Below are 21,915 nucleotides of genomic sequence, written 5' to 3'. Positions count from 1 at the left end.
AATCGACCCACCCGCCGTTCAGAGACCGACAACGGAGAGACCATGAGCGAAACCCCCGACCTTCCCAAGACCCTGGAGCGGCACTGCTGCCGCGGCAAGTCCTGCACGACGACCCTGTACCTGGATTCGGTCGAGGTCGGCACCGCCCCGGGAGAGCCGTCGCTGCCGCCCCTGTACCGGTACCGCCGCCGGTCCAACGACGACGTATTCGGCCCCGACTGGTCGACCGCGGCAAGCCTTGCAGCATGGGTGGAACAGTCCGCCGCGGAGGATGCCGAAGAGGCTGAGCGCCAGCGCGCGTCGAATGAGGAATATGCCGCGTACCTGGCAGAACAGGACAAACTGTGACAGCTCTGCCGATCAGCCTGCTGCTGACGATCTTTGAACGCCCCATGCCTCCCGAGGTCCGTCCCGGCCACGAACACCGGGCTGCGGAGTTGACATCCCTCTGGGCCCGCTACGTGGGCGAGCCGGTGGTCAGCGAGGAAGCCGACTACGAAAACTTTTACGAGCAGGCTGCCCGGCTGAAGGCTGCCGTCGACGCCTTCGGGGAGAACATCTGGCTCCACGTGCCCGACCGCACCGACGTCGTGCACCTCGGGCACGGTGCCCGTAGGCGCTTGGATGAACTCGACGGCCTGCCCTGCTACGGTGCGCAGCTCGACGACCGCCACTCGACCAAGGTCCTGCGGGACGAGGTCCTGGCTAGCGACTACTTCCGGTACGAGGCATTCACCTCCCGCCTCGGACGCCGTACCGCCCTCACCCACTGGCTTCCCGACAGCGAGGGGGTCGACTTCATCCGCACCATCCGCACGCTGCTGGACGACGGCGTGACCGACTTCTTCGTGAAGGCCACCAAAACCAAGCTCGGCATCTTCGAGTTCAGCCTGCCGGCCGATGCCAGCGACCGCGACATCTGGGAGGCCCTGGTCTACCGTGCCGGTTACGCGCTGGAACGCACCGGGACGGGTATCGACGCGCTCTTCGTCCAGGAATCCGTAACCATGCGCTGCGAGTACCGGATGTTCATCGTCGGCCAGGAAGTTGTCACCGGAGGGGCCTCCATCGAGGAATTCACGCCACTGGAGCGCACCGGGGCCTTCGACACCAGGATCCGCGAAGACCGCAGGGGCGTTTCCGACGTCGTTGAGGCAACGGAGACCGTGGCACGTCTGGTGAACTTCGCCCGCGGCGCCGCAGCCGACCTCGCCCGGGAGCAGCCGGAACTTCAGAACTACGTCATGGATGTCGCACTTGGTGCCGACGGCGAACCGCTGGTCATCGAACTCAACGGGTGGCTGAACTCCGGTCTCTTCGCCTCCGACCCGACGCTGGCCGTTGGCGCCTACCGGAAGTGGCTGGAAGAAAAGAACGCCGCGCTGGCCGGCCATCCGCTGATCCCGTCTGCCCTGAACGGCAGGACACTGTGCGCCTGCGGCAGCGAAGCCGGTCTGGACGGCTACGTGAACCATGCCTCTGAAGTTGCCGGGGTCGGCCCCTGCACTGCTGCTGAGCTGCTGTCGGCGCTGCACTACCAGGAGAGCGTCAACGCGGGATGCTGCGGCGGCTGCGAGCCCTGCGGCGGCAAGGGAGAGCTGGTCGTCTGTGCCGTCTGCGGCGAAGGGGACTCGCCCTGCCTGACCTACTGGGCCCTGGACTACTTCGAAGACCCCTCGTCTTTCCAGCTGACCGTGCCAAGGACCAGCTCATGGGTATGACCGCGCGGAGGGAGCATCACACCATTGCCTTCAACAGCGGTTCCTGGGCCATGGATGAGCTGCCGGACGCCGCTACCGTGTTCATCCGCGGCGGCGACCGGCTGGCCGTTACCTATGATGGCCGCGGCCGGGCCATCCTTGTCGGCCTCAACGGTCACACCATCCCCGGTCCGGGCCTCCGCGAGAAAGTCAGCGACATCCTCTACGCCAAGACCGGAGCCAATCCCCGCGGGGAAGTGCCTGCAGGGCATGAACAGCCGCCGCGTCTGCTCATCACCGGATCCCGGACCTGGGACGACCGCAAGGCAATCCGTGATGCCCTTCGTACTTGGTGGGAGTCAACCGGCAAGGACCCCGAGGCTGTCCTGGTATCCGGCGCCTGCCCGAAGGGTGCCGACAGGATCTGCGAGGAAATCTGGGAGCACAACGGCCTGACCGTCGAAAGGCATCCGGCCGTCTGGCGGCCCGGCGGGGTCTACAACCACCGCGCCGGCTACGACCGGAACGAGGCCATGGTCGATACTGCCCCGGACCACTGCATCGCGTTCATCCGTGCAGGGTCCGGCGGAGCAAGCCACTGTGCCCGGTACGCCCGCTCCAAGGGTATCGAGGTGACGCTCGTCGAGGCCGACTGAGGCCTGGTGTGCCGAAAGAAGCGCAGTGCCGCACACATAGACGGCATGAGCGCGATCACAGTAGTAACAGAGCCGGCCCCGGCACCATCCCGCCTTTGGGAGATCTCTTACGACGGGCAGTGCCCGACGTTCCATCACTCATCCCATCGGGCGGCCACTGCGCTGGTCGACATTGTGACCCGCCGGCAGATGAAAGGCTGGCCTGACCGCAACATCACCGTCAGGCTCCTGGACGAGTACGACGAATCCGTCTGGGAAGCCACCGGCGATGTTGCGAAGGCACTGAGTGCCTCCGGCTGGCCGGGCCCCGGCGCCGACCGGGAAACGACGATCGGCATCCTTGAAGCGGTCCTGGTAACCGACTGGTCCGGCGAAGAGAACGCTGCGTAACTCCCGGCTTGCGCGCCTGCCGCTGCAGCTGATCCTGCCTGCTGACCGCGGCGAATAACGCCCCCTGCACTCCCCACAGAAGGAACACCCATGCCCAGCCCTACACCCATGCCCAGCCCTACGCCGGAGACCTGCCCGGCCGCCAAACAGCAGCCGTACCCGGGAGACCAGCACCCGCCGCAGCCGCAGAAATCATTCCTCGCAGCCTGGCTCCTTTCCCTGCTGCTGGGGATCCTGGCGGCAGACCGGTTTTACCTGGGCAAGGTGGGAACCGGCATCCTGAAGCTCATCACCCTCGGTGGCCTCGGTATCTGGGTTCTCGTGGATCTCATCATCCTCGTGGCGGGCAGGCAGACTGACAGCCGCGGCCTTCCGCTGGAAGAGTATGAGAGGTACAGGAAGGTTGCGCTTATCGTCACCCCGGTGTGGATCGTCCTGTACCTCATCGCCAACGCCTTCAATGTGTGAGCGGCACCGCTGACTCTGTAAATGCTGTCCTGAGGTCAGACGAAGGCGGTGCTGTGGGGTATCGCTCCGCAGTGACCGTCCATTGAAACGAAGAGAGGGAGCCGGCACAACGCCGGTTCCCTCTCTTTTCGCGCTGAAGAGCTAGATGCGGCCCGCGCTGAACACCGATTCGAGAACCTCGACAACCTGGTCGGAAAGGTCCGTCTCGTTGCCCTCCCCGTCCGCGGCACCCACGAGCACGACGTCCCCAAGGATGGGATCATCCATGTTCAGGAGCGTCGCAGTGATGGCGGAGGCCCGGGGGTTCACAGGGATGGATCCCTTGAGCTTGGCTTCTTCATCGGTGTAGAGGGAGGCATCCATCTCGCGGATCGACAGGGCCTGGATGTAGCCGCCGACGATTGTCCGGATTTCGGTGAAGGTGACCGTCTCGATACGGACGGGCTTGGAAAGGTCTGCCGGAATGATGGCTGCACGCATGGGTTCCTCCTGAGTCGGTACGGCCTATTTGGCCTCAACCCATATGTGTGCGGCGGGCAGCGGGAAGCTTCCCGGCAGGACCGTCTCCGACGCCCGTCAGCGTCCGGCAGGCATAGAAACATAGAGGGCCCTTTCCGCGGATCGGGCACAGACCACCAACGAAACAAGGATCCCGATGTCCCAGAACCGAAATGGCAATGTCGTCCTGGAGCCGCTGCCCAGGCACGCCCTGACAGCCGATGAAGCCAAGACGCATCTCGAACACCTGGCCGAATGCGTGTCGACGAAGCAGTTCAGCACCACCGCCACCGTTACCGTGCGCTGCTTCCGCAACGACCTGATGACACGGGAATATGCCGAGGCACTCTACCGGCTCATCACCACCGAGTACGGCGTCCCCAAGATCCGCCTCGTGGACCCCACTCCGGATGCTGCCGCATACTTCTTCGACCTCTGCGCAGACAACCCCGACAGCGTGGACGTCCTCTCCGGCGACGGTGCCGGCCGCACCCGCCAGACACGGTTCCGGAACATCGGAGAATACGTCGGCTCCGAGTAGGAACCCTGCCGTCGGCGCGCAGCTGAAGGCGCTGAAGAGGTAGCCACTGCACCTCAATGGCAGGCAGCCCCGGTCACCCGCCGCAGGCTGCCTGCCATTGGCATTGCTGCGGTCATAATTGAGAAAGCACCAACCCGGAAGAGTCCGATGAACAAGGTTTCCCATACCGGCAGGAAAGCCGTCACCGCTGCTGTCCTCCTCATCTCAGTTGCACTGACCCGGGAAGCCGGCGGCGGCCGAAGGCTCGCGTCAGCCCTGGGATCCGCCCGGCCCGGCGACATGACGGCCAGGAACCTGCGTCACCGCTCCGCGGCTCTGCAGCGACACCTGAAGCACAACCCCCGGGACGTCCTGGCAGCAGGACTGCTCAACGACGTCGAGACCGAAATCATCCGGCGCAGCTGACTGCCGGCCGCACACAGGCAGGCATGAACAGCTTCGACACAGCAGCCCACCCCCGTCATCCGGACGGCACCTTCTCGTCCGTGTCTGCCAGGGAGGCTGCCGGGGTCACTCTCACCGCAGCACCCTCTTCGGCAGCAGACAGGGCCCGCCGTGCTGCCGAGGAGTTCCTGGAGTACAACGAGCTGCTCGAAATCGTGGACCACAGTGTCGGGGCCGACAAGCACGGCACAGTCGAGCTCTACAGAATGGCCGACCCCGAGATCGCCCGCGGGAACTGCTGGGCCGCCACCGGGGAGGTCATCGAACTCGGCGCCGCGGAACTGGACGCCGAATGGGTCGACGAGCTGATGATCTCCGGCCGCGGCCAGCACGTTGCCATCCTCGCCGGCTACCGTGAGGGCCACGCCGTCGTGGATTTCACCATTCGGCAGTTCGACCCCGGACTACCCTTCCCCTGGACCGGAACCGTCGACGAATGGAAGAACACGGTCGAGGCCGCCACCGGAACAGCCTGGACGATGGAGGGCGAACCCAACCCTCCGTCAGGTGCAGCAGCCGGACTCCTGCCGCACACATAGAGAGCATGAGCACACAGACAGATGCAGCAGGCCGGACCCTGGCCGTCAACGACACGGTCATGGGCACCTACGGAGGATACTCCGGCCTGAGCCCCATGGTCGTCATCGGCTTCAACGCGAAGACCGTCCGGTGCGAGCCGCTGAAAACACTCCAGGGGAAATCAGGCAGGGGAGGGGTTGTCCGGACCGGTGAACGCCTCGTCCGCTTCCCCGCGCAGATCGTCCTTGTCGAAACCGGCGACGGGTCCTCCATCGAGTCCCGCAGCCACGGGGGCGTGGAAGATACCGATGACATGTAGAGCGGGCGCCGGGGTGCCGCACACATAAGGGTCATGAGACGACACCTTGACGCAGCCGGACGACGGATCCACGAGGGAGACACCGTCATGGCCATCATGCCCGGCAAGACCTCCCAGGTCTGGACCAGGATTGAAGGGTTCACGCCGAAGAAGATCTGGTGCGTTCCGCTGGAAAGACTCGCGGAATCGGAGCGGACCGGCAGGAAAATACCTGCCAACGCCTACATTCTGCGTTACTCGGAGCAGCTCGTCCTGGTTCGCACAGATGACGGCCAGCCGCTGGAAACCCGGGACCACGACTACGTGCACAATCCCGGCCAGCACACCTAAGCACTCCCTGCCTGCCCCGAAAGCAGGCAGGACACACCCAGCAGGGTTTTGCAGACGCGGGTTCGACTCCCGTGCCGGGCTTGCCCGGGCCGGGATGGCGGTGGCGGGTTCGACTCCCGCCATGGGTACTAACGGCCGATTGGCCATCAACGAAATCCAGGCCCGGCTATCCCTGCAATTCCGCCGGTTTTGCCGGTAAGGACCAGCAGCGGCCGGTCGGCCATCAACGAAAAGAGGAAACATGTTCCCCGTCGAACTGCGCGGCACCGCGCGCCCGGTCCACATGTGGGCAAACGAGCACGAAGTCGAGCCGGCTGCCCTCCAGCAGCTGCGCAACATCGCGTCCCTGGACTGGGTCCACGGCGTGCGTGTCATGCCTGACGTGCACCTCGGCAAGGGGGCTACGGTCGGCTCCGTCATCGCCATGAAGCAGGCGGTCTCCCCGTCCGCCGTCGGCGTCGACATCGGCTGCGGTGTCTCGGCCGTGAAGACGTCCCTGACCGAATCCGACCTGGACGGAATGCATGCGCTGCGCCTTGCCGTAGAGGCCGCCATCCCGGTTGGTTTCAACAGCCACGAACGGGAAGTCAACCTGAAGCGCCTGGGCCTGGAGAAGGGCGCACAGGGCTTCTGGGCCGGCTTCAAGGACCTGCACCCGGGCGTCCAGAACCTCGAGTCCCGCGCGCATTCACAGCTGGGCACCCTCGGAGGCGGAAACCACTTCATCGAGGTCTGCGTGGACGAATCAGGCGCCGTCTGGCTTACCCTCCACAGCGGATCGCGCAACATCGGCAAGTCCCTGGCCGAGCGCCACATCGACATTGCCAAGTCACTGACCCACAACCAGGGGATCGTCGACAAGGACCTTGCCGTCTTCCTGGCCGGCACGCCGGAAATGGACGCCTACCGCCGCGACCTCTGGTGGGCCCAGGACTTCGCCGCCCGCTCCCGCTCGGTGATGATGGCCCTGTTCAAGGAAGCGTTCTCCAAGCACTTCGCCACGGCCAACGTGACGTTCGGCGAGGAGATCAACGTCCACCACAACTACGTCTCCGAGGAGACCATCGACGGCGAGACGATGCTGGTCACCCGCAAGGGTGCCATCCGGGCAGGAAAGGGCGACCTGGCCCTGATCCCCGGCTCCATGGGCACCGGCTCCTACGTGGTCCGCGGCCTCGGCAACGATGCTTCCTTCCAGTCCGCCTCCCACGGAGCCGGGCGCCGGATGAGCCGCAGCGCAGCAAAGCGCGCCTACACGGTCGATGACCTCATCGCCCAGACGGCCGGTGTCGAATCCCGCAAGGACCAGGCGATCGTGGACGAGATCCCCGGCGCGTACAAGGACATCCACTCCGTCATCGACGCGCAGAAGGACCTTGTCGACGTCGTCCAGCACCTGCGGACCGTCCTCTGCGTGAAGGGGTAGGTTCCGGGGCATGAAAAAGGGGGACGCCGGTATGAGCCGACGTCCCCCTTTCTGTCCCTATTTTCGGATGAGGCGCTGGAGATCAGCGATGCGTTCGCGGATGCCTTCCAGATCGTCTTCCGTGTAGTCCGCTGCCCGCTCGGTCAGAATGTCGTCCAGGTGATAAAGCGCGTCATCCACCGCTCCTGCGATGGTTTCCCGGGCTTCAGCCGACACGACCTCTGCCTCCATCCGGGAACGCGGCGGTGCCAGTTCCTGGTCCGCTGCCTTGTCCAGGTCGATGAGGACGCTGCCGTCGCTCCTGCCCAGCCCTGCAGCCAGACCGTCATCGGGGGTGACACCGTCCATCCACCGGGTGTCCGTGCAGCTGAGGGAATGCAGCTCGTTTTCCAGCTCGTCCTCGCCGAAAAGCTCGAGCGTACTGAGTTCGTCGAAGTTTCGCGAAGCAACGAGTCCGCCGTTTTCGTCGGTGAGGCCCGTAGCCCAGTACCGGTTGTCATCTTCTTCGATGCGAAGGTAGCGCGCGTCCGGGAACGCATCCTTAATGCCGAGCGCAATCCCCTTCAGGGTCGCACTCTCGTACTCGACCTCAAGGTCGTCCCGGTGCCTGTCGACCGTCTGGACCTGGTCAAAGAGCACCTGGGCGTTCTCCTGTACCTGCCGGTACTGCTCCAGCGGTGAGAGCGGCGCGGCCGTGCCGGTGCTGATCGTTACGCCGGATTCGGCATGTGCTGTGGACGTGAACTGTCCGGCACCGGCAACGCCGGCCTGGTTTCGCGGGTGTGCCGCTTCATTGAAGGTTGTCATGCCCTCCTGTGTGCGGCCGGCCGCCTGAGGTGCCGGACTGGTGCCGCGGCCGCTGTGCGCACGCTGCCTACGCATGTCCCTTACCGGCCGTTCCCCTTTCCATGAAACGGGGGACCTGCCATTCCCGCGCGCCCAGCCATGAAAGGCCACCGATGACCACTCCCGACCCGAACAAGCCCACCGCCCCCGATGCCTCGCAGACCGTCAACGAGTCTTCGGAGAGCCGCCGCGGCCGCCGTCCGAGTTCCCCCTCACTGAAGCGGGCCCTGATCGTCCTTGGCTGCGGCGTCGTCCTGACCGGGGCCGGAGCGGTCCCCCTGGCAGGAGAGATCTCCACCGCCATTGCAGACAGCCCCAGCGTCAAGGCAACCATCGTCGACGTCAGGTACGAAACCCCCGGAGCCGACGGCCGGGAAGAAGCCGCCGAGAATGCGAAAGCCCCGGAAGCCGCAAAGGCCGAGGAACCTGCAGCCGACGATGCACCGCTTGAGTGCTCTCCGGTTGCCGCCTTCGAGGTTGACGGCCAGGGCTACAACGCAAGCTCCAACGATTTCTCCACCGACTGTGACTGGAGCATCGGGCAGGAAGTGAAGGTCGCATACGACCCGGAGAACCCCGTCGAGGCCAGGATCGTCACTGAAGAGTTCAACCCTGCCACGACCATCGCTCCCGGCATCGGAGCTGCCGTCTTCATCGGCGGGCTGTTCATGACCCTCTCAGGCCTCCGGAAACGCAGGAGCTAGGAAGGGCCCGCGGCAGCCTGCAATACGCCGGGCTGCCGCACCGGCGGGATCGGACATCTACGCATGTCACGGTGTGCGGGGCCACATCGGCTGACCGCTCGATGGCCGAGATCCGGCCGACCGCTCGAAAGGCTCCCCTTGAATCCTCCCGGATGGTATCCGTCCCCCGAGCGTGCCGGACACATGCAGTACTGGGACGGCATCGAATGGACACCCCACATGAAGTCCATAGCCGACCTGCCGCAGACACAGGCACCGCCGTCCCCGTATTACTCCGCCGGCCACAGCACCATGGAAGTTGCACCTCCGGACTTCCGCAGGGACCGGGCCGGGAAAATGCAGGGCCTGTCGGCGGCCGTATTCATGATCGTCTTCGGCCTGATCTTCATTGGCATCGGATCGCTCCCGCTGGGTCTGGCGGTCCGTGACGCCTTCTCCGACGACCCCACCATAGAGGGGACCGTAGTCGACGTCAGCTATCACGAATCCCGTTCCTCCACCGGGAGCCGTTCCACCAGTGTCACCTGCGCCCCGATCAGCAGGTTCATCCTGGACGGCAAGGAGTACACGGTGAGCTCGAACATCTACTCCGGACCCTGCAAATGGAATGTCGGCCAGCCTATCGAGCTGATCTACGACCCGGCCCATCCGCAGAATGCCCGCGCAAAATCCACCGGATTCAACGTTGCCGCAGCGATCTTCCCCGTCATCGGCGCCGTAGTTGCCGGCCTGGGCGTAAGGAACGGCCTCCGCGAACTCAAGTCCCGCCGCCAAGCCCGGGAGCGGGCTTCAACCGGCAACTGGTAACCCGCAGCCCGTGATCCCGGCCGCAGGCTGTTTCCAGACTGCGGCCGGTCCGCACACATAGGGTTTGCGGGGCCCGACCAGCGGGCCCGGAACCGGAGACGGGAATCATGGAGAGCACCGGCATGCTGCCCATTGCGGCAAGCAAATACCTCAAGGCGGCCGACTTCGCCTCAGGCAGGTTCGGCGAACAGCCCATCTCAGCCGACGCCACCGCCGTCCAGTCCCTGACGGACGAGACCCTGAAGCTCCACGCCGGTTCCCCTCATCGTGTCCGCGGCCGATGGAAGGCTTCCTGCAGCTCGTGCACCTACTGGACCGGATACGTCTCCGAGTCCAAGGCCGAAGCGGCCATCGGACAGCACGTAATGCAGGCGAATGCCGCCATTATGGCCCGCATCATGGCCCTGCCCAAGATTCAGAGGCGGACCCGGTGAAGCAGATGAAAGCGATCATCCACACCATCTGGGAAGACGAGATGGGAGGCAGGCATTATGCCTACGATCCGGAGCATCCCGACGGCATCCGTGCCTCCATCTGCGTCGAAGTGGAGCTGATGGGCTGTCAGTTCCGGTCCGGTGAGCTGGCCGCCGAATACTGGCGAGCCGAGCACGACGTTCTCGAAGCCAAGGAGTATTCCACCGTCGAAGGGTGGTTCAACGGCGCCGGGGAAAACTACCTCAGCGACGGAGCAGCCCTTGCCTGGCGGGACACTATCCGCCGGTTCACCTTCACACCCGAATACGACCGTGAGGACTGGTCGGAATCACGCGGCAACCGCTGGTAACCCACAAGCCAACAACACGTCCCGGGGCAGCCCCGGTGAATACCAAGACACCCAGGAGAACAAAAATGAGCACCGAAGCACCTGAACAGCCCCAGTACCCCATGTCCGAAAAACTCGCCCAGGCGGCGGAAGAGAGCCAGAGGATCGGAGAGTTCCTGGATTGGCTTGAAAGCAAGGGCATGCAGATCGCCGAATTCGTCCGCTACCCGGGCTACTCCGAACCCCGCCTGGAACCGGTATCGCGCGGATTCGAGCACCTGCTGGCCGAATACTTCGAGATCGACCTCAACGAAGTCGACAAGGAGCGCCGGCAGATACTTGCCTCGCTCCGGGAGTAAGCGGGACAGCCGGTGAGAGTTCTTCACCGGTCCGCACACATAGGAAGTAAGCCCGGGGAGTCCGGGTCATCCGAAGAGCGGGGAAAGCGCGCCCCGAAGGACGGACAGGTAGACGGATGGCATCCGTTCGCCTGGACCTTGATTGGAACCCCCTAAGACGGGGCCCGGATTCGAATTCCGGCAAAAGGGTCGAAGGGCCGAAAAGGCCCCGGAGGTTAGCTGACCGGTGAGGCTGGGCGCAGGGCGGTACGTTTCCTTCGGGGGCGTTCGGGTTCGACTCCCTTACTGCGTGGTGGCCAACATAGTGCTTAAGGCCGGCGGCCGGGATAAGACAACTTCCCGGCCGTCGGTATTTTCATGCCCTCAACGAAAGAACCTCATGAAGACGACCCGGATGTTCGCATCTGCCCTGGCCATTGCCGGGGTTCTCGCCGCCACCGCATGCTCCGCGGAACCCGCCCCCGTCCCGGATGAAGGGATCGACGTGGTCCGGGCGACGGGTGAGTGCCGCCTTCTGGCCGGGTTCCTCACCGCTGATTATGAGTTGAACCCGGACAACGTCGAAGAAATGGTCGAGATCCTTGCAGGTGTCTCCGAGAGCGGATACCCGGAGAGCACCAGGGTTGCAGAAATGATCATCGCCTCGTATTCAGAGGAGCCTCCCACCCAGGAGGAAGCCGACGCGGTCGTCAAGGACTGGGCCGGCTTCTGCGACAGGAACAGCACCAGCTGAGCCCCCGCTCGCCCCGGCGCCCCCGCCGCACACAGCTAGTTCGGATACCAGACATCACAGAAAGCAGGACCACATGGACGCAAGCGCCTTCGCCGGCATGAAAGTCGCGCGGGAATCAAACGGCAGGTTCGCCAGTCAGCACCACGAAGAGCCGGCCGTATCCCTGAAAGCACCCCGGAAGCATTCCGGCCGCCGCAAGAGCGGTGCCGTGATCCTGGGCGTGACTGCACTACTGGCAAGCGCCGTCCTCACCGGCTGCAGCCCCTCGGGAGACGTCATCGACGCCGACTACGCCAAGGTCTGCCAGGAGAAGACGACAGAGAAGCGCGTCGAAGACGACAAGTGCAGCGAGGAAGGGCGCTCCTCCGGATACGCCGGCTGGTACTTCTTCCCGATGGGCTCCTCCAGCTCCGGCAAGAGCCATTCCATCCCGGCCGTCGGATCCAAGCTGACCGGCGGATCCACAAGCATCCCGGACAAAGCCACCTCCAAGTCCGGAGTCAGCGACAAGGGATCCAGCAAAGTGACCCGCGGCGGCTTCGGCGGCGGAGCAAAGGGCGGCGGCGGCCACGGCGGATAGCCGTCACTGCAGCAAGTGATGCCGGCCGGATCCCGTAGAGGAACCGGCCGGCGTCCGCACCCATAGGTGCATGAGACTAAACCTGCCCGGACGTACAGCTGCGCCCGGATGAGAACGAGGAACATCATGAAGCGCATCCCATCCACACCCAGGCCGGACTGGCGCCGGAAGACCGAGTCCCAGGGGCTCATTTTCTCCACCGCAGTCCGCGAAGACGGCAGCCTGACCGAATACTGGCACGAAGCCGCCTACTACCGGTTCGACATGCCTGAGATTGAAATGCTCGAGGAGGTCACCGAAGAGCTGCACGACATGTGCCTGGAAGCAGCGCGCTACCTGGCCACCGGTGCGCTGGGGGACCTCGGCATCGGTGAAGAGGCACTCGCCCTGGCTGCGCGTTCCCTTGAGCTGGATGAGCCGGCCATCTACGGCCGCTTCGACTTCGTCTACGACGGCGTGAACCCGCCCAAGATGCTCGAATACAACGCAGACACCCCCACCGGGCTGATCGAAGCGTCCATCGCACAGTGGTACTGGCTGCAGGACGTCATGCCCGAAAAGGACCAGTGGAACGGCATCCACGAGGCACTCGTCGAAGCCTGGAGGAAACGCCGCGAAACGGCAGTGAACCCCCTCCTGCATGTGGCCCATGCCGAGGTGGAAACCTCCGGTGAGGACTGGATGACCGCGGCCTACATGCTCGACGTCGCCAAGCAGGGGGACTGGAACGTTGAGGGCATCAACATGTCCGACATCGGCTGGGACTATGAAACCAGTACGTTCGTGGATCTGGACGGAGAGCAGATCCACAACATCTTCAAGCTCTACCCGTGGGAAATGATGATCAAGGAGGACTTCGGGTACAACATCCTGAAGAACCCTTCAGCTGTGAACTGGTTCGAGCCGGCATGGAAGATGCTGCTCTCCACCAAGGCACTCCTGGCCGCCCTGTGGCACCTGTACCCTGACCACCCGAACCTGCTGCCGGCCTACATGGACTCGCCCCGCGACATGACCGAATGGGTTGCCAAGCCGCTGCACGGGCGCGAAGGCGACAACATCATCATCCACGCCGATGGCATCGACATCAGCCAGCCCGGTGACTACGGCTCCGAAGGATGGTGCTTCCAGCAGTACCACGCGCTGCCTGACTTCGACGGCAACCGTCCTGTCCTGGGTTCCTGGGTTGTCGACGGAGAATCCGTAGGCGTCGGCATCCGCGAATCCGACGGCCCCGTCACCGACTACTACTGCCGTTTCGTCCCGAACGTCATCGACTCCCCGGCGCCGGTCCAGTGAGCGGAGGTGCAGCTGTTCCTTCCAAGGGCCTGAAAAACGGCAGTCTCGGCCTGTGGGGCAGCTTTACCATCGGCCTGTCATCCGCCGCTCCGGCGTACTCCCTGGCAGCCACCCTCGGCCTGCTGGTCCTTGCAGTCGGAGCCCAGGCGCCGGCGGCCCTGCTGCTCGCCTTCCTTCCGATGCTCTTCACGGCCATCGCCTACAACGAGCTGAACAAGGATGATCCGGACTGCGGGACCACGTTCACCTGGGTGTCCAAAGCCCTCGGTCGCCGCACCGGCTGGATGGGCGGGTGGGCCCTTGCCATATCGGGGGTGGTGGTCCTTGCCAACCTGGCAGCGGTCGCCGGTGAATACCTCTGGCACCTGATCAACCCCGGGCTTGCAGGGAATAGCTTGCTCGTCACCCTTACCGGCGTCGGTTTCATCGCCCTGATGACGTGGCTGAACATGCGCGGGATCATCATCGGTGAGCGGATGCAGCGCGTGATGATCATCATCCAGTACGCCGCCCTGGTCCTGTTTGCCGGCATGGCCGTCTTCCGGCTCGCTGCCGGCCGGGCGGCCGACTTCACCGCGGTGGACCTGCAGTGGTTCAACCCCTTCGCAGGAGACGGCCTGCAGTCCATGACGTACGCCGTCCTGCTGGCCCTGTTCATCTACTGGGGATGGGATTCCTGCCTCGCCCTGAATGAAGAGACCCGGGATCCTGCCAGGACTCCCGGCCGCGCCGCGCTGCTCGCCTCCGTGGCCCTGCTGGTCACCTACGTCGGAATCAGCGTCCTGGTCATGATGTTCGCGGGCATCGGGGAAGACGGGCTGGGCCTGGCCAACGCCGAGCACGCCGACGACGTCCTGTACGCAGTCAGTGAAGCAGTCATGGGCCCATGGGCTCCGGTCATCGTCGTGGCGGTGCTTGTCTCGGCAGTCTCTTCCACGCAGACCACCATCCTGCCTACTGCCCGCGGGACCCTGGCCATGGCCGTTCACGGCGCCCTGCCGGCACGCTTTGCGGCAGTGCACGCCAGGCACCGGACACCGGTCTTCTCCACCGTCCTGATGGGGATTGTCGCCTCCGCCTACTACCTCGGCATGAGCCTGGTGAGCGAGAACTTCCTGGCGGACTCCATCGCCTCCCTGGGGCTGTTCATCGCCTTCTACTACGGGATCACCGCCTACGCCTGCGTCTGGCGTTTCCGCCGGACCCTGACATCGGGCATCCGGAACCTGTTCATGCGCGGAATCTTCCCGCTGGCCGGTGCCTTGTCGATGACCGCAGCGTTCCTCATTTCGGCAGTGGACATGCTCAACCCCGAATACGGGTCCACCGTCATGTTCGGTGTCGGAGGAGCATTTGTGATCGGTATCGGCGCGCTCATGCTCGGAGCCGTGCTGATGACACTCTGGTACCGCCACCGCGGTGCTGAAGAGCCGGACAGTGTCCTTCCCGACCCTGTACCGGCCGGCACGGCAAACTAGACAGGTGCGCGGAGCCGCTGCCGGGAAAACCCGGCAGCGGCAGCCTTACAGCGGGGGAGACGGAAGTGCCCAGGAAATGGGTCAATGACTGGCGGTTCACACGGATCCTGTCGATTGCCGTACCCGTCGGCGTAACCGTCTGGCTGTTCGGCGGGGCACCTGTCACGACCGCAGGTTTCTTTGCGCTGGGTGCGGCCTACGGGGCCCTGCTGTTCCGTGTGGTTTCGCTGTCCGGGCGCGCTTCAATGGTGATGACCTGGGGCTTCGTGCTCGTTGAGATCATGTTGCATGACGTGGAGAGCTTCCTGGGGGCGCCCGTAAGGGGGCCGGTGCTCATGGGATTCACTGCCGGTGCCATCGTCGGCGCGCACTGGTGGACCGGGAAGAAGGCCGGCCGTCCAATCAACCGGAAGCGTGAACGCACCGCCGACGGCGACTACACCGGCGGATGGAAACCGGCCCTGATCAACGCAGTTTGTGCCGCCGTACTGCTCGCGGCAAGCACCGGCCAGCTTCTTGACGGAGTCCCGGCAGAGACCCTCGCCGTGTCCCTGCCAGCCGGTTTCCTCGCGGGATGGGTGCTGTTCCGCCTCGTGAAGTCGTTCCAGGTGCGGTTCATGACCTTCATCGCCATATTGTTCGCCCTCGTGCCGGCACTCATCGTGGCCGGTTCCTTCGGCTACGGCGACCACGTATTCACCGGACTGTTCGGATTCCTCGCAGGCATCCTTATCGGCGGCAGGTACTGGTGGGGTCCGCGGTTCGGCGCCCCGCGCCCGCCGTTCGCCGGAAAAGCCAAGCGGCGTCGTAAGAGGAAGCGGAAAGCGAAGGCCACACCACCGAAGGGTCCGGTAGCGGCACCGAAAGTGGATGCCTAGACCGCAGCGTTCTGCTCGAGTCCGGCAAGCCTGGCATTGGCCCGCTCCAGCTCGGTCTCCGCGCGGGCCTTCCGGTCGCGTGCAAGCTTCAACCTGTAGGCGGCACGACGTCCTTCACGGGCGGTAGTATCCTCTGCCCACTGCCTGTCCTTTTCCAGGTTCACGGCGGCAATCCGTGCGCGGTTCGCCTCCGCGCGGGCTTCATCCCGTGCCTTCTTTTCGGCCATCGCGGCCAGGCGTTCGTCCAGGTCCTCAGCGCCGGGCACGAAGCCGCTGCGTTCGAGGAGCATCACGAGTTCGGCTTCGGGCCGGCCGGGGAAATGCTGCTCCACCAGAGACAGGTACGGAGCCTTGTCCAGTGCGCTGAACCAGGCACGGCGCAGGGAATCACGGATCCAGCTGAGGTTGTCCAAGGGGTAGGCCGTGGTGACCAGCAGATAGGTCAGCGCGTCGTCGTCATTCAGCCCAGGGTGGTAAACCTGTACTGCGGCAACGTACTCCTGCCGGTTCCCGGGGTGGTCCACCTCGGAGGGCGTTTTGCGGGTGAGGGTGTACTTGCGCTCAATCTGGCGGCGCTGTTCCTCGCCGCTGTATCCCGCGCCCTCGTCGCCGTAGGGGTAGGCGGACTGGCTCCGCGTGAGATCAAACTCGTAGTCGAGCAGCTGGTTTTCCATGCCTCCTATGTGTGCGGCACCGTGCCCAATTCTGAGCAACCGGGTCGAGTCCGGGTGCCGCCCGGGAAGGTATCGGCGAACGTGTTAGTGTCACACCCGATACGACAATCCATGGGGGAAAATTGAAGATGAAATACAGCGGAGCCATCGTCCTGGCTGCCGCAGGCGCACTCACGCTCTCTGCATGCTCAGGCGGTGCACAGGATCCGGCAGCAGCCTCGACACCGGAGAAGACCGCCGCTGCCGCACCCACGGAAACAACCTCTGCGGCCCCCGGGGTTGCCACGCAGGACATGGGTCCCGGCGTGCCGATCGAGGATTACCTCCTCGGGGCCTGGTGGTGCAAAACCACCGGCCAGAATGATCCAAACTTCTTTGGCATGAACAGCAACATGTCCCTTTCCCTCCCGGAGGAAGTCACGTTCCACGCAGACGGGCGGTGGACCGGTGAAGATCCTGAGCCCAAGTACGAGTGGGAATACCGCGACGGCGCCCTGTTCATGGAGTACCACGAGGACATTTACTTCGATCTGCCGGTTTCGATCCAGATACCGAGCACGGTGAAAGTCACCAGCCACATCGTCAACCCCGATGACAATGTGGGGCCGGAATATGAAGCGACGACCGAAGTCGCCTTCGAGCTCGGCAAGATGACGATGAAAACGGCCGAATACACGGACCCGGAACACAATGCTTCTGTTTCCGATCTCGGAGAGACTGTTACCTGCCGCAAGTAGCACTGCCCCTGAACGCCCCGTCCCCGGATTCCGTCCCGAGGGCGGGGCGTTTTCGTTGAGAGGCGCGCCATGGTCCGCACACATAGAGGGGGAGGACGCCGGCAAGAGGCCGGAAGTACGGGAAGAAGGATCATGGAAACCGCTGAAGCAGCTCCGCAGCGCATCAAGCATCAGGTAGGCCGGGCATTGCCTGCTAATACCGCTCTCGTCGGTAAGGGCAGCGGCTGGGCAACCCCTTTCAAGGCCGGTGAGATAGGGGTGCTTAGGGGCGCCGACGACACCCGGGTGTTCTTCCGCCCTGAAGACGATACCCAGGCGCTGGGTATGTTCCGCGGGCTCGTGGAGCAGCCGAAGGTGCGCCGGCAGGTGGTCGCGGATCTGAAGGGGAAGAACCTGGCATGCTGGTGCGCACTGGACCGCCCCTGCCACGCCGACATCCTCCTGGAGATCGCCAACGCCAACGAGACTGAGGCAGCCAAGTGAGCCGGGCAGAGGACCGCGCAGCTGACCTTCTTGCCAGCGGGTACGTCGAAATGACCTCAGTAGGCCGCCTCGCAGTCGGCCAGCGTGTCCACCATGTTGGGGAGCGCTACCCCGCGGCTTCCGACAGCGGCACTGCGGTCCTTGAACGGATCTTCCACCGGCCGGACCGGGAGCCGCACAATACGGACGTCGAGGTGATCGTCAAGCGCGATAAGCCGCGCTACGAAGACGACACCCACGGCTTCTGGGCGGACTACCACACCGTCGTCGTCACGCCCCTGGGCGACGGCCTGTAGAGAAGCCCCGGGAGTGCCGCACACATAGGGGTTAGTGGACCTGATGGTGAAGACCGGAAGGTACATGGGGGTGTTCGTATGAAGCGGGCCCCGTGCACAACGACCAGGGAGTCAAGGCGGCAGCGGCTGCCCCGCCATCCATCGAGGGATGGCTTTGGTGCACGGAAGCGGTACCGCGTTGGCCGAATACGCCGGCCCACCGCGCCGGAAACACAGGTTCGAAACCTGCACGCCCCTCTCATAAACATCCCGCGCCACCCCGGCCGGGCGACTGAAGAGGAGAACTGATGGCATACCCGATTTTCCCCGAGCTGCACCGCGACCGCCGCGGCTACCCGTTCTACGGCCCGGAGCTTTCCGCAGCGCCGGACATCTATGTCACCGACGGTGTCCCGCTGGCCGAGAAGACTGTGCACGCGCGGTACTTCCTGGGTGAGTCCAGCTGGATGATCTTCGAGACCGACAAGGAAACAGGCATGGCATTCGGTTTCGCCATGCTGAACGGCGACGCCCAGAACGCCGAAATGGGATACATCGACATCATGCACCTCGAAGGCACCAGTACAGACCTCGGCGCCGTCATCCAGCGCGATACGGAATGGCAGCCCCGGCCATTCGGTGAAGTCGACCCCCGCAACGACTAGAAACGCTGCGGCACCGACACAAGAAGAGCCCCTCCGGCGATCATGCCGGAGGGGCTCTGTGCTGCCCTGGCCAGGGTGGCTGCAGGTTGTTATGCCGGGCGGGGGATGGTCTCCCAAACCCGGTCCACGACCCCGCGGGCCAGGACACCGGAGCATTTCAGCTCCCTGAGCCCCTCGCTTCCGAGGTTGTAGGTCAGGTTGCTGTAGGTGATCCCGTCCGCCATCGCCGGGGCCTTGCCGCAGACGATACGGTCGGCGGCCGCCAGCCGGGCTGTCTCCCCCTGGGGGTCTTCCAGTGTCCGGACGTGCTCGAGAACGGCCTCAACCTTCGGGCTGTTCTCCCGCATCAGCCGGCCCAGCGACAAAGCCAGTTCCAGAACGGGGTCCTCGCTGACTGCGGTACGCATGCGCTCAATGTATTTCTCAAAGAAGTTCATGACTGCCATGTGTACGGCAGGGCCCGGAACAGTGCCCGCGGCCTAGAAGGGGATGATCGGTTCCAGGGCGCGGACCAAGTCGGAGAGCGGCCTGTTCGCGGCTACGATTCCGAGGACCAGTTCCCGGGCCGGAGCTGAAGGGAACTCCTCTGTAGTGTCGACGCCGTACCCGTGCAGGTTGACCAGCATATTGTGGAACGTCATGCCGTACAGGGCGGGGTGCTCTTCACGGATGATCAGGTCTGCATCAGCCAGGCTGCCGGCATCGCCGGTCGGATTGTAGGAGTTCCTCACGTACTTCCGCGCCAGCCCGCCGCCGATCTCACGGTAGTCGGATTCGAAGGAAAGGTTGTAGAGAGACAAGGCCATCGGCAGGACCGGGTCGCGGCGGATGTCCTCCATGGCCTTGGCCAGGGACGGGTCAATAGTAGTCGTCATGTCTTCCATGTGTGCGGCACGCCCCTGAACCCTGGTCGCCCCTGCTCCTCCTGCAGCCAGCCGCACACAGAGAGGCATGACGACTACACCCTCCCCGAAGCGCGCCGGCGCAGGCTTCGCAGCCCCGGGCACGCAGACCTACGAACGCGAGCAGAACGGCCGGTTTGCCGAAAAGCTCCACGGCGAATCATCGGTCGTCCTGACCGGCAACATGGAGATGCTCGGCTCGCGCCTTGCCAGCTACGCCGAGGAAAAGCGCGATGAAGCCGTCGCAGCCGGGCGTGCTGCGACCGACGCCCGCGTATCCCTCGCTGCCCGGTCCATCCGGGAAGCCGACCCCGACATAGCGACGGTTTACCTGAGCCCCAAGGACCCGCTCGGCGGTGCCCTGGTCATCGACGTCATGGACGCGGACGGCAAGCAGCTCAGCCCGCAGAAACGGGTCGCTGCCCAGGATGCGCTGCGGCGCGCGGAAGTCCCCTACGACCCCCGGTTCTACTACGGCGGCATCGACGTCGACCGCATGAGCCAGTGGATCCCGGACGACTTCAACCCCGATCTTGACCGCGAAGACGAGTCTCAGAAGGGGGCCCGCCGCGCCCTCGTGGCCATGAACGCGGCCAAGCTCGACTCCATCGACCCCGAGACCCGGGTGGCCGACATGCTCGCTGACATGCGGCACTACGCGAACAAGTACGGCGTCAACTTCGACAACGCCATTGAACGATCCGAAGGGTACTTCGAGGAAGACAGGAACTCATGACCATCAACACCGCACCCCAGCCGCGTGAGTCCGGCGGGCAGTACAGCTTCAAGACCCACGGGGAGGCGCCCGTAGCGCTTTCGGGCGCCGCCGGTGAAGACACCATCGCCCGCCTCCACGAATTTGCCGACGCCCAGGCCGGTTCGACCGAGGGCCGCGGCCTGGCGAATCAGGCGCGCCTTTCCGCTGCAGCCCGGAACATCCACGAAGGTCTGCCCGAGGCTGCCAGCTTCACCCTAGACAAAGCAGACGGAGGCTACGTTGTCGCCCGCGCATGGGACACCCGCGGATACCAGCTGGGTGAGGATGACCGCGAGTACATCGTGAAGCACCTCCGTGAAGCCGGCGTCGGGTACATTCACACACCGGTCGGCCTCGCCGAGGCCCGGAAGTGGGAGCCCGACACGGTGTCCCCGACATCGCCGAAGATCACTTCGAAGGGCCGGACCGTCTTCGTGACGCTGCCGGACGGCGTGGTCGTGGACAGGACGTCGAAGACCAAGAGCTACACACACGCCATCATCGCATCCCCCGAGGACACGGAAATGGTGCGGAAGCTTGCCCTGGTTCAGGCGGATGAGCACAAAAAGGAAATCGACGACATTGACGCCGCGCTGGCCGAGCCTCTGAAGATACGGTCTGTGCAGCGGTTCAAGACCGTTGGTGACCCGGATGTGGACCGCCAGGGCAACCCCGTGTACTACAACCACGAGTACCGTGCTTACGCCACGGACGGTAAGACGGTCCTGAAGACGATCCGGGGCAACTCGAAGCAGGAAACCCAGGGCGTCTACGACGAAGACGGCAAATACCACCCTGACCGCGTCGAAAAGATCTTCCCGGCCATGAAGACGGCCCTGAAGGAACGCCGTTCAACGGTGCAGGGCTATGTCGACAAGGCGCAGTCAACGGTGGACGAGATCGACAACGGCACCTACAACGCCGGCAACTGGTCCGCCTGGGGTTTCTCGTCCTCGGCAGCCAATGCGGAGAAGACAGCGCGTTCCAACACGAACTACGCGCCTGCACGCCGCTTCACCGCCGTCCCGATCGACCAGTAGCAACAGCACCCGGCCAGCCGGTGCCGGCGGGCCCGTCCTCTTCAGGGCGGGCCCTTCGCTTACCCGGGAGCAGGCTGTATCGACTTCCTTCGGGAGGGCCAACTTCCCGGCCGGCAAGGCACCAACCATGAGGAGAATCCATGAACGACGCAACCACCTCCCGCACCATCCCCGACGAGGCATGGGCGGCCGTGGGAAATTCCGTCTTCCGCGACGGACACCTCTACCCTGACCTGTGGCATTGGGAGGGCAGGACCGCAGTGTACGAAGACTGCGATGACCAGGATCTGGTCCGGCTGTACTCCTATTTCACCCTGGAGAACTACCCCGAATGGGCCGGCGCTGCCGTCACCTGCCCGCGCGCACCGCGGCTGGAAGAGACCATGGTCCGGTTCGACGACAAGGCCGCCTTCATTGCCCACGGATACCGGAACCCCTACCGCGGATCCGGAGTCCCGGACTGGTACTTCTTCTGGACCCGCAACCACACGATGGGAACCCTGAAGAAGTGGGCCCGCTCTGTAGGACTCATCCCGCCCAAGGACCTGCCGCAGGGCCGGGGCGGATACGGGATCGACACCGGGCTGAGGCAATGGCGCCCGTAGCGGGTACCTGGGTGAATCCCGGCCCGGCCGCACACAGGA

At 64.5% G+C, this 21,915-nt stretch carries 33 protein-coding genes; 28 read left to right on the top strand and 5 right to left on the bottom strand.

The features are described from left to right. Positions 1–42: 42 nt before the first annotated feature. The 5 genes from N2K99_RS18015 to N2K99_RS17995 all read left to right on the top strand — a co-directional run bounded on the left by N2K99_RS18015 (position 43) and on the right by N2K99_RS17995 (position 3,214). Positions 43–348 carry a hypothetical protein gene (locus tag N2K99_RS18015; protein WP_227934244.1) on the top strand — a complete coding sequence of 102 codons (306 nt, stop codon included), beginning with the start codon at positions 43–45 and terminating at the stop codon, positions 346–348. After that, positions 345–1,721, top strand: a complete 1,377-nt coding sequence (locus N2K99_RS18010; protein WP_227934245.1) for an ATP-grasp domain-containing protein — start codon at positions 345–347, stop codon at positions 1,719–1,721. Before N2K99_RS18015 ends, N2K99_RS18010 begins: the two co-directional genes overlap by 4 nt. Beyond that, entirely contained in the window at positions 1,712–2,356 is a 645-nt protein-coding gene (locus N2K99_RS18005) for an SLOG family protein (RefSeq protein WP_227934246.1), read from the top strand. Before N2K99_RS18010 ends, N2K99_RS18005 begins: the two co-directional genes overlap by 10 nt. Before the next feature lie 45 nt (positions 2,357–2,401). After that, a complete protein-coding gene (locus tag N2K99_RS18000; protein WP_227934247.1) occupies positions 2,402–2,746 on the top strand; it encodes a hypothetical protein in 345 nt (114 codons plus the stop codon). A gap of 90 nt (positions 2,747–2,836) precedes the next feature. After that, positions 2,837–3,214, top strand: a complete 378-nt coding sequence (locus N2K99_RS17995) for a TM2 domain-containing protein (RefSeq protein ID WP_227934248.1) — start codon at positions 2,837–2,839, stop codon at positions 3,212–3,214. Between the two features lie 141 nt (positions 3,215–3,355). On the opposite strand, the gene N2K99_RS17990 is transcribed toward N2K99_RS17995, so the two are convergent. Beyond that, on the bottom strand, positions 3,356–3,694 hold the full coding sequence (locus tag N2K99_RS17990; RefSeq protein ID WP_227934249.1) for a DUF3846 domain-containing protein: 339 nt from the start codon (positions 3,692–3,694) through the stop codon (positions 3,356–3,358). Positions 3,695–3,869: 175 nt separating this feature from the next. Here N2K99_RS17990 and N2K99_RS17985 point away from each other — a divergent pair, with 175 nt between their 5' ends. The 6 genes from N2K99_RS17985 to N2K99_RS17960 all read left to right on the top strand — a co-directional run bounded on the left by N2K99_RS17985 (position 3,870) and on the right by N2K99_RS17960 (position 7,291). Continuing rightward, positions 3,870–4,253 carry a hypothetical protein gene (locus N2K99_RS17985; RefSeq protein WP_227934250.1) on the top strand — a complete coding sequence of 128 codons (384 nt, stop codon included), beginning with the start codon at positions 3,870–3,872 and terminating at the stop codon, positions 4,251–4,253. 147 nt (positions 4,254–4,400) lie between these two features. After that, entirely contained in the window at positions 4,401–4,658 is a 258-nt protein-coding gene (locus N2K99_RS17980) for a hypothetical protein (protein WP_227934251.1), read from the top strand. 23 nt (positions 4,659–4,681) lie between these two features. Then, the gene (locus N2K99_RS17975) at positions 4,682–5,236 is read left to right on the top strand and encodes a hypothetical protein (protein WP_227934252.1); all 555 of its coding nucleotides are present in this window, start codon (positions 4,682–4,684) and stop codon (positions 5,234–5,236) included. 5 nt (positions 5,237–5,241) lie between these two features. Then, entirely contained in the window at positions 5,242–5,535 is a 294-nt protein-coding gene (locus tag N2K99_RS17970) for a hypothetical protein (RefSeq protein WP_227934253.1), read from the top strand. A gap of 33 nt (positions 5,536–5,568) precedes the next feature. Further along, on the top strand, positions 5,569–5,865 hold the full coding sequence (locus tag N2K99_RS17965; protein ID WP_227934254.1) for a hypothetical protein: 297 nt from the start codon (positions 5,569–5,571) through the stop codon (positions 5,863–5,865). A 241-nt stretch (positions 5,866–6,106) separates the two neighbouring features. Further along, positions 6,107–7,291 carry an RtcB family protein gene (locus N2K99_RS17960; RefSeq protein ID WP_227934255.1) on the top strand — a complete coding sequence of 395 codons (1,185 nt, stop codon included), beginning with the start codon at positions 6,107–6,109 and terminating at the stop codon, positions 7,289–7,291. A gap of 57 nt (positions 7,292–7,348) precedes the next feature. Here the strand turns inward: N2K99_RS17960 and N2K99_RS17955 are convergent, their stop codons facing one another. Further along, positions 7,349–8,098, bottom strand: coding sequence for a hypothetical protein (locus N2K99_RS17955; protein WP_227934256.1), 750 nt, complete (start codon positions 8,096–8,098; stop codon positions 7,349–7,351). Between the two features lie 152 nt (positions 8,099–8,250). Between N2K99_RS17955 and N2K99_RS17950 the strand changes: the two genes are divergently transcribed. The 10 genes from N2K99_RS17950 (at position 8,251) to N2K99_RS17905 (ending at position 15,738) form a co-directional block, all read left to right on the top strand. Further along, positions 8,251–8,841, top strand: coding sequence for a DUF3592 domain-containing protein (locus N2K99_RS17950; protein WP_227934257.1), 591 nt, complete (start codon positions 8,251–8,253; stop codon positions 8,839–8,841). A 138-nt stretch (positions 8,842–8,979) separates the two neighbouring features. Next, positions 8,980–9,648, top strand: coding sequence for a DUF3592 domain-containing protein (locus N2K99_RS17945; RefSeq protein ID WP_227934258.1), 669 nt, complete (start codon positions 8,980–8,982; stop codon positions 9,646–9,648). Between the two features lie 107 nt (positions 9,649–9,755). After that, a complete protein-coding gene (locus N2K99_RS17940; RefSeq protein WP_227934259.1) occupies positions 9,756–10,082 on the top strand; it encodes a hypothetical protein in 327 nt (108 codons plus the stop codon). Beyond that, a complete protein-coding gene (locus N2K99_RS17935) occupies positions 10,079–10,432 on the top strand; it encodes a hypothetical protein (protein ID WP_227934260.1) in 354 nt (117 codons plus the stop codon). The genes N2K99_RS17940 and N2K99_RS17935 overlap by 4 nt, the downstream gene beginning before the upstream one ends. Positions 10,433–10,497: 65 nt before the next feature. Further along, complete coding sequence (locus N2K99_RS17930) at positions 10,498–10,770, top strand: hypothetical protein (protein ID WP_227934261.1); 273 nt, start codon at positions 10,498–10,500, stop codon at positions 10,768–10,770. 379 nt (positions 10,771–11,149) lie between these two features. Beyond that, positions 11,150–11,503: a hypothetical protein gene (locus N2K99_RS17925; protein WP_227934262.1), complete on the top strand. Its 354-nt coding sequence runs from the start codon at positions 11,150–11,152 to the stop codon at positions 11,501–11,503. Between the two features lie 73 nt (positions 11,504–11,576). After that, on the top strand, positions 11,577–12,083 hold the full coding sequence (locus N2K99_RS17920; RefSeq protein ID WP_227934263.1) for a tRNA-dihydrouridine synthase: 507 nt from the start codon (positions 11,577–11,579) through the stop codon (positions 12,081–12,083). A 126-nt stretch (positions 12,084–12,209) separates the two neighbouring features. Further along, a complete protein-coding gene (locus tag N2K99_RS17915) occupies positions 12,210–13,382 on the top strand; it encodes a glutathionylspermidine synthase family protein (protein ID WP_227934264.1) in 1,173 nt (390 codons plus the stop codon). Beyond that, positions 13,379–14,860, top strand: coding sequence for an APC family permease (locus tag N2K99_RS17910; RefSeq protein ID WP_227934265.1), 1,482 nt, complete (start codon positions 13,379–13,381; stop codon positions 14,858–14,860). The genes N2K99_RS17915 and N2K99_RS17910 overlap by 4 nt, the downstream gene beginning before the upstream one ends. Positions 14,861–14,925: 65 nt before the next feature. Further along, positions 14,926–15,738: a hypothetical protein gene (locus N2K99_RS17905; protein WP_227934266.1), complete on the top strand. Its 813-nt coding sequence runs from the start codon at positions 14,926–14,928 to the stop codon at positions 15,736–15,738. Here N2K99_RS17905 and N2K99_RS17900 read toward each other — a convergent pair. Further along, positions 15,735–16,412: a hypothetical protein gene (locus N2K99_RS17900; protein WP_227934267.1), complete on the bottom strand. Its 678-nt coding sequence runs from the start codon at positions 16,410–16,412 to the stop codon at positions 15,735–15,737. The genes N2K99_RS17905 and N2K99_RS17900 overlap by 4 nt on opposite strands. A gap of 128 nt (positions 16,413–16,540) precedes the next feature. On the opposite strand from N2K99_RS17900, the gene N2K99_RS17895 reads away from it, so the two are divergent. The 4 genes from N2K99_RS17895 (at position 16,541) to N2K99_RS17880 (ending at position 18,572) form a co-directional block, all read left to right on the top strand. Further along, positions 16,541–17,149, top strand: a complete 609-nt coding sequence (locus N2K99_RS17895; RefSeq protein WP_227934268.1) for a hypothetical protein — start codon at positions 16,541–16,543, stop codon at positions 17,147–17,149. A 132-nt stretch (positions 17,150–17,281) separates the two neighbouring features. Continuing rightward, on the top strand, positions 17,282–17,632 hold the full coding sequence (locus tag N2K99_RS17890; RefSeq protein WP_227934269.1) for a DUF4326 domain-containing protein: 351 nt from the start codon (positions 17,282–17,284) through the stop codon (positions 17,630–17,632). Further along, positions 17,629–17,928 carry a hypothetical protein gene (locus tag N2K99_RS17885; protein ID WP_227934270.1) on the top strand — a complete coding sequence of 100 codons (300 nt, stop codon included), beginning with the start codon at positions 17,629–17,631 and terminating at the stop codon, positions 17,926–17,928. Before N2K99_RS17890 ends, N2K99_RS17885 begins: the two co-directional genes overlap by 4 nt. 287 nt (positions 17,929–18,215) lie before the next feature. Continuing rightward, entirely contained in the window at positions 18,216–18,572 is a 357-nt protein-coding gene (locus N2K99_RS17880; protein ID WP_227934271.1) for a hypothetical protein, read from the top strand. An 89-nt stretch (positions 18,573–18,661) separates the two neighbouring features. Here the strand turns inward: N2K99_RS17880 and N2K99_RS17875 are convergent, their stop codons facing one another. Further along, positions 18,662–19,009: a hypothetical protein gene (locus tag N2K99_RS17875; RefSeq protein ID WP_227934272.1), complete on the bottom strand. Its 348-nt coding sequence runs from the start codon at positions 19,007–19,009 to the stop codon at positions 18,662–18,664. 42 nt (positions 19,010–19,051) lie between these two features. Beyond that, positions 19,052–19,447, bottom strand: coding sequence for a hypothetical protein (locus tag N2K99_RS17870; RefSeq protein ID WP_227934273.1), 396 nt, complete (start codon positions 19,445–19,447; stop codon positions 19,052–19,054). 76 nt (positions 19,448–19,523) lie between these two features. Here N2K99_RS17870 and N2K99_RS17865 point away from each other — a divergent pair, with 76 nt between their 5' ends. The 3 genes from N2K99_RS17865 (at position 19,524) to N2K99_RS17855 (ending at position 21,876) form a co-directional block, all read left to right on the top strand. After that, entirely contained in the window at positions 19,524–20,210 is a 687-nt protein-coding gene (locus tag N2K99_RS17865) for a hypothetical protein (protein ID WP_227934274.1), read from the top strand. Continuing rightward, positions 20,207–21,271, top strand: coding sequence for a hypothetical protein (locus tag N2K99_RS17860; protein ID WP_227934275.1), 1,065 nt, complete (start codon positions 20,207–20,209; stop codon positions 21,269–21,271). The genes N2K99_RS17865 and N2K99_RS17860 overlap by 4 nt, the downstream gene beginning before the upstream one ends. A gap of 140 nt (positions 21,272–21,411) precedes the next feature. After that, positions 21,412–21,876 (top strand): hypothetical protein, encoded by a 465-nt coding sequence (locus N2K99_RS17855; protein ID WP_227934276.1) that lies wholly within the window; start codon positions 21,412–21,414, stop codon positions 21,874–21,876. Positions 21,877–21,915 lie beyond the last annotated feature (39 nt).

The organism is Arthrobacter sp. zg-Y1110 (assembly GCF_025244865.1).
Classification (GTDB): Bacteria; Actinomycetota; Actinomycetes; order Actinomycetales; family Micrococcaceae; genus Arthrobacter_B.
The sequence above is the reverse complement of the archived record's forward strand: the minus strand, read 5'-3'. Positions and strand labels throughout refer to the sequence as shown.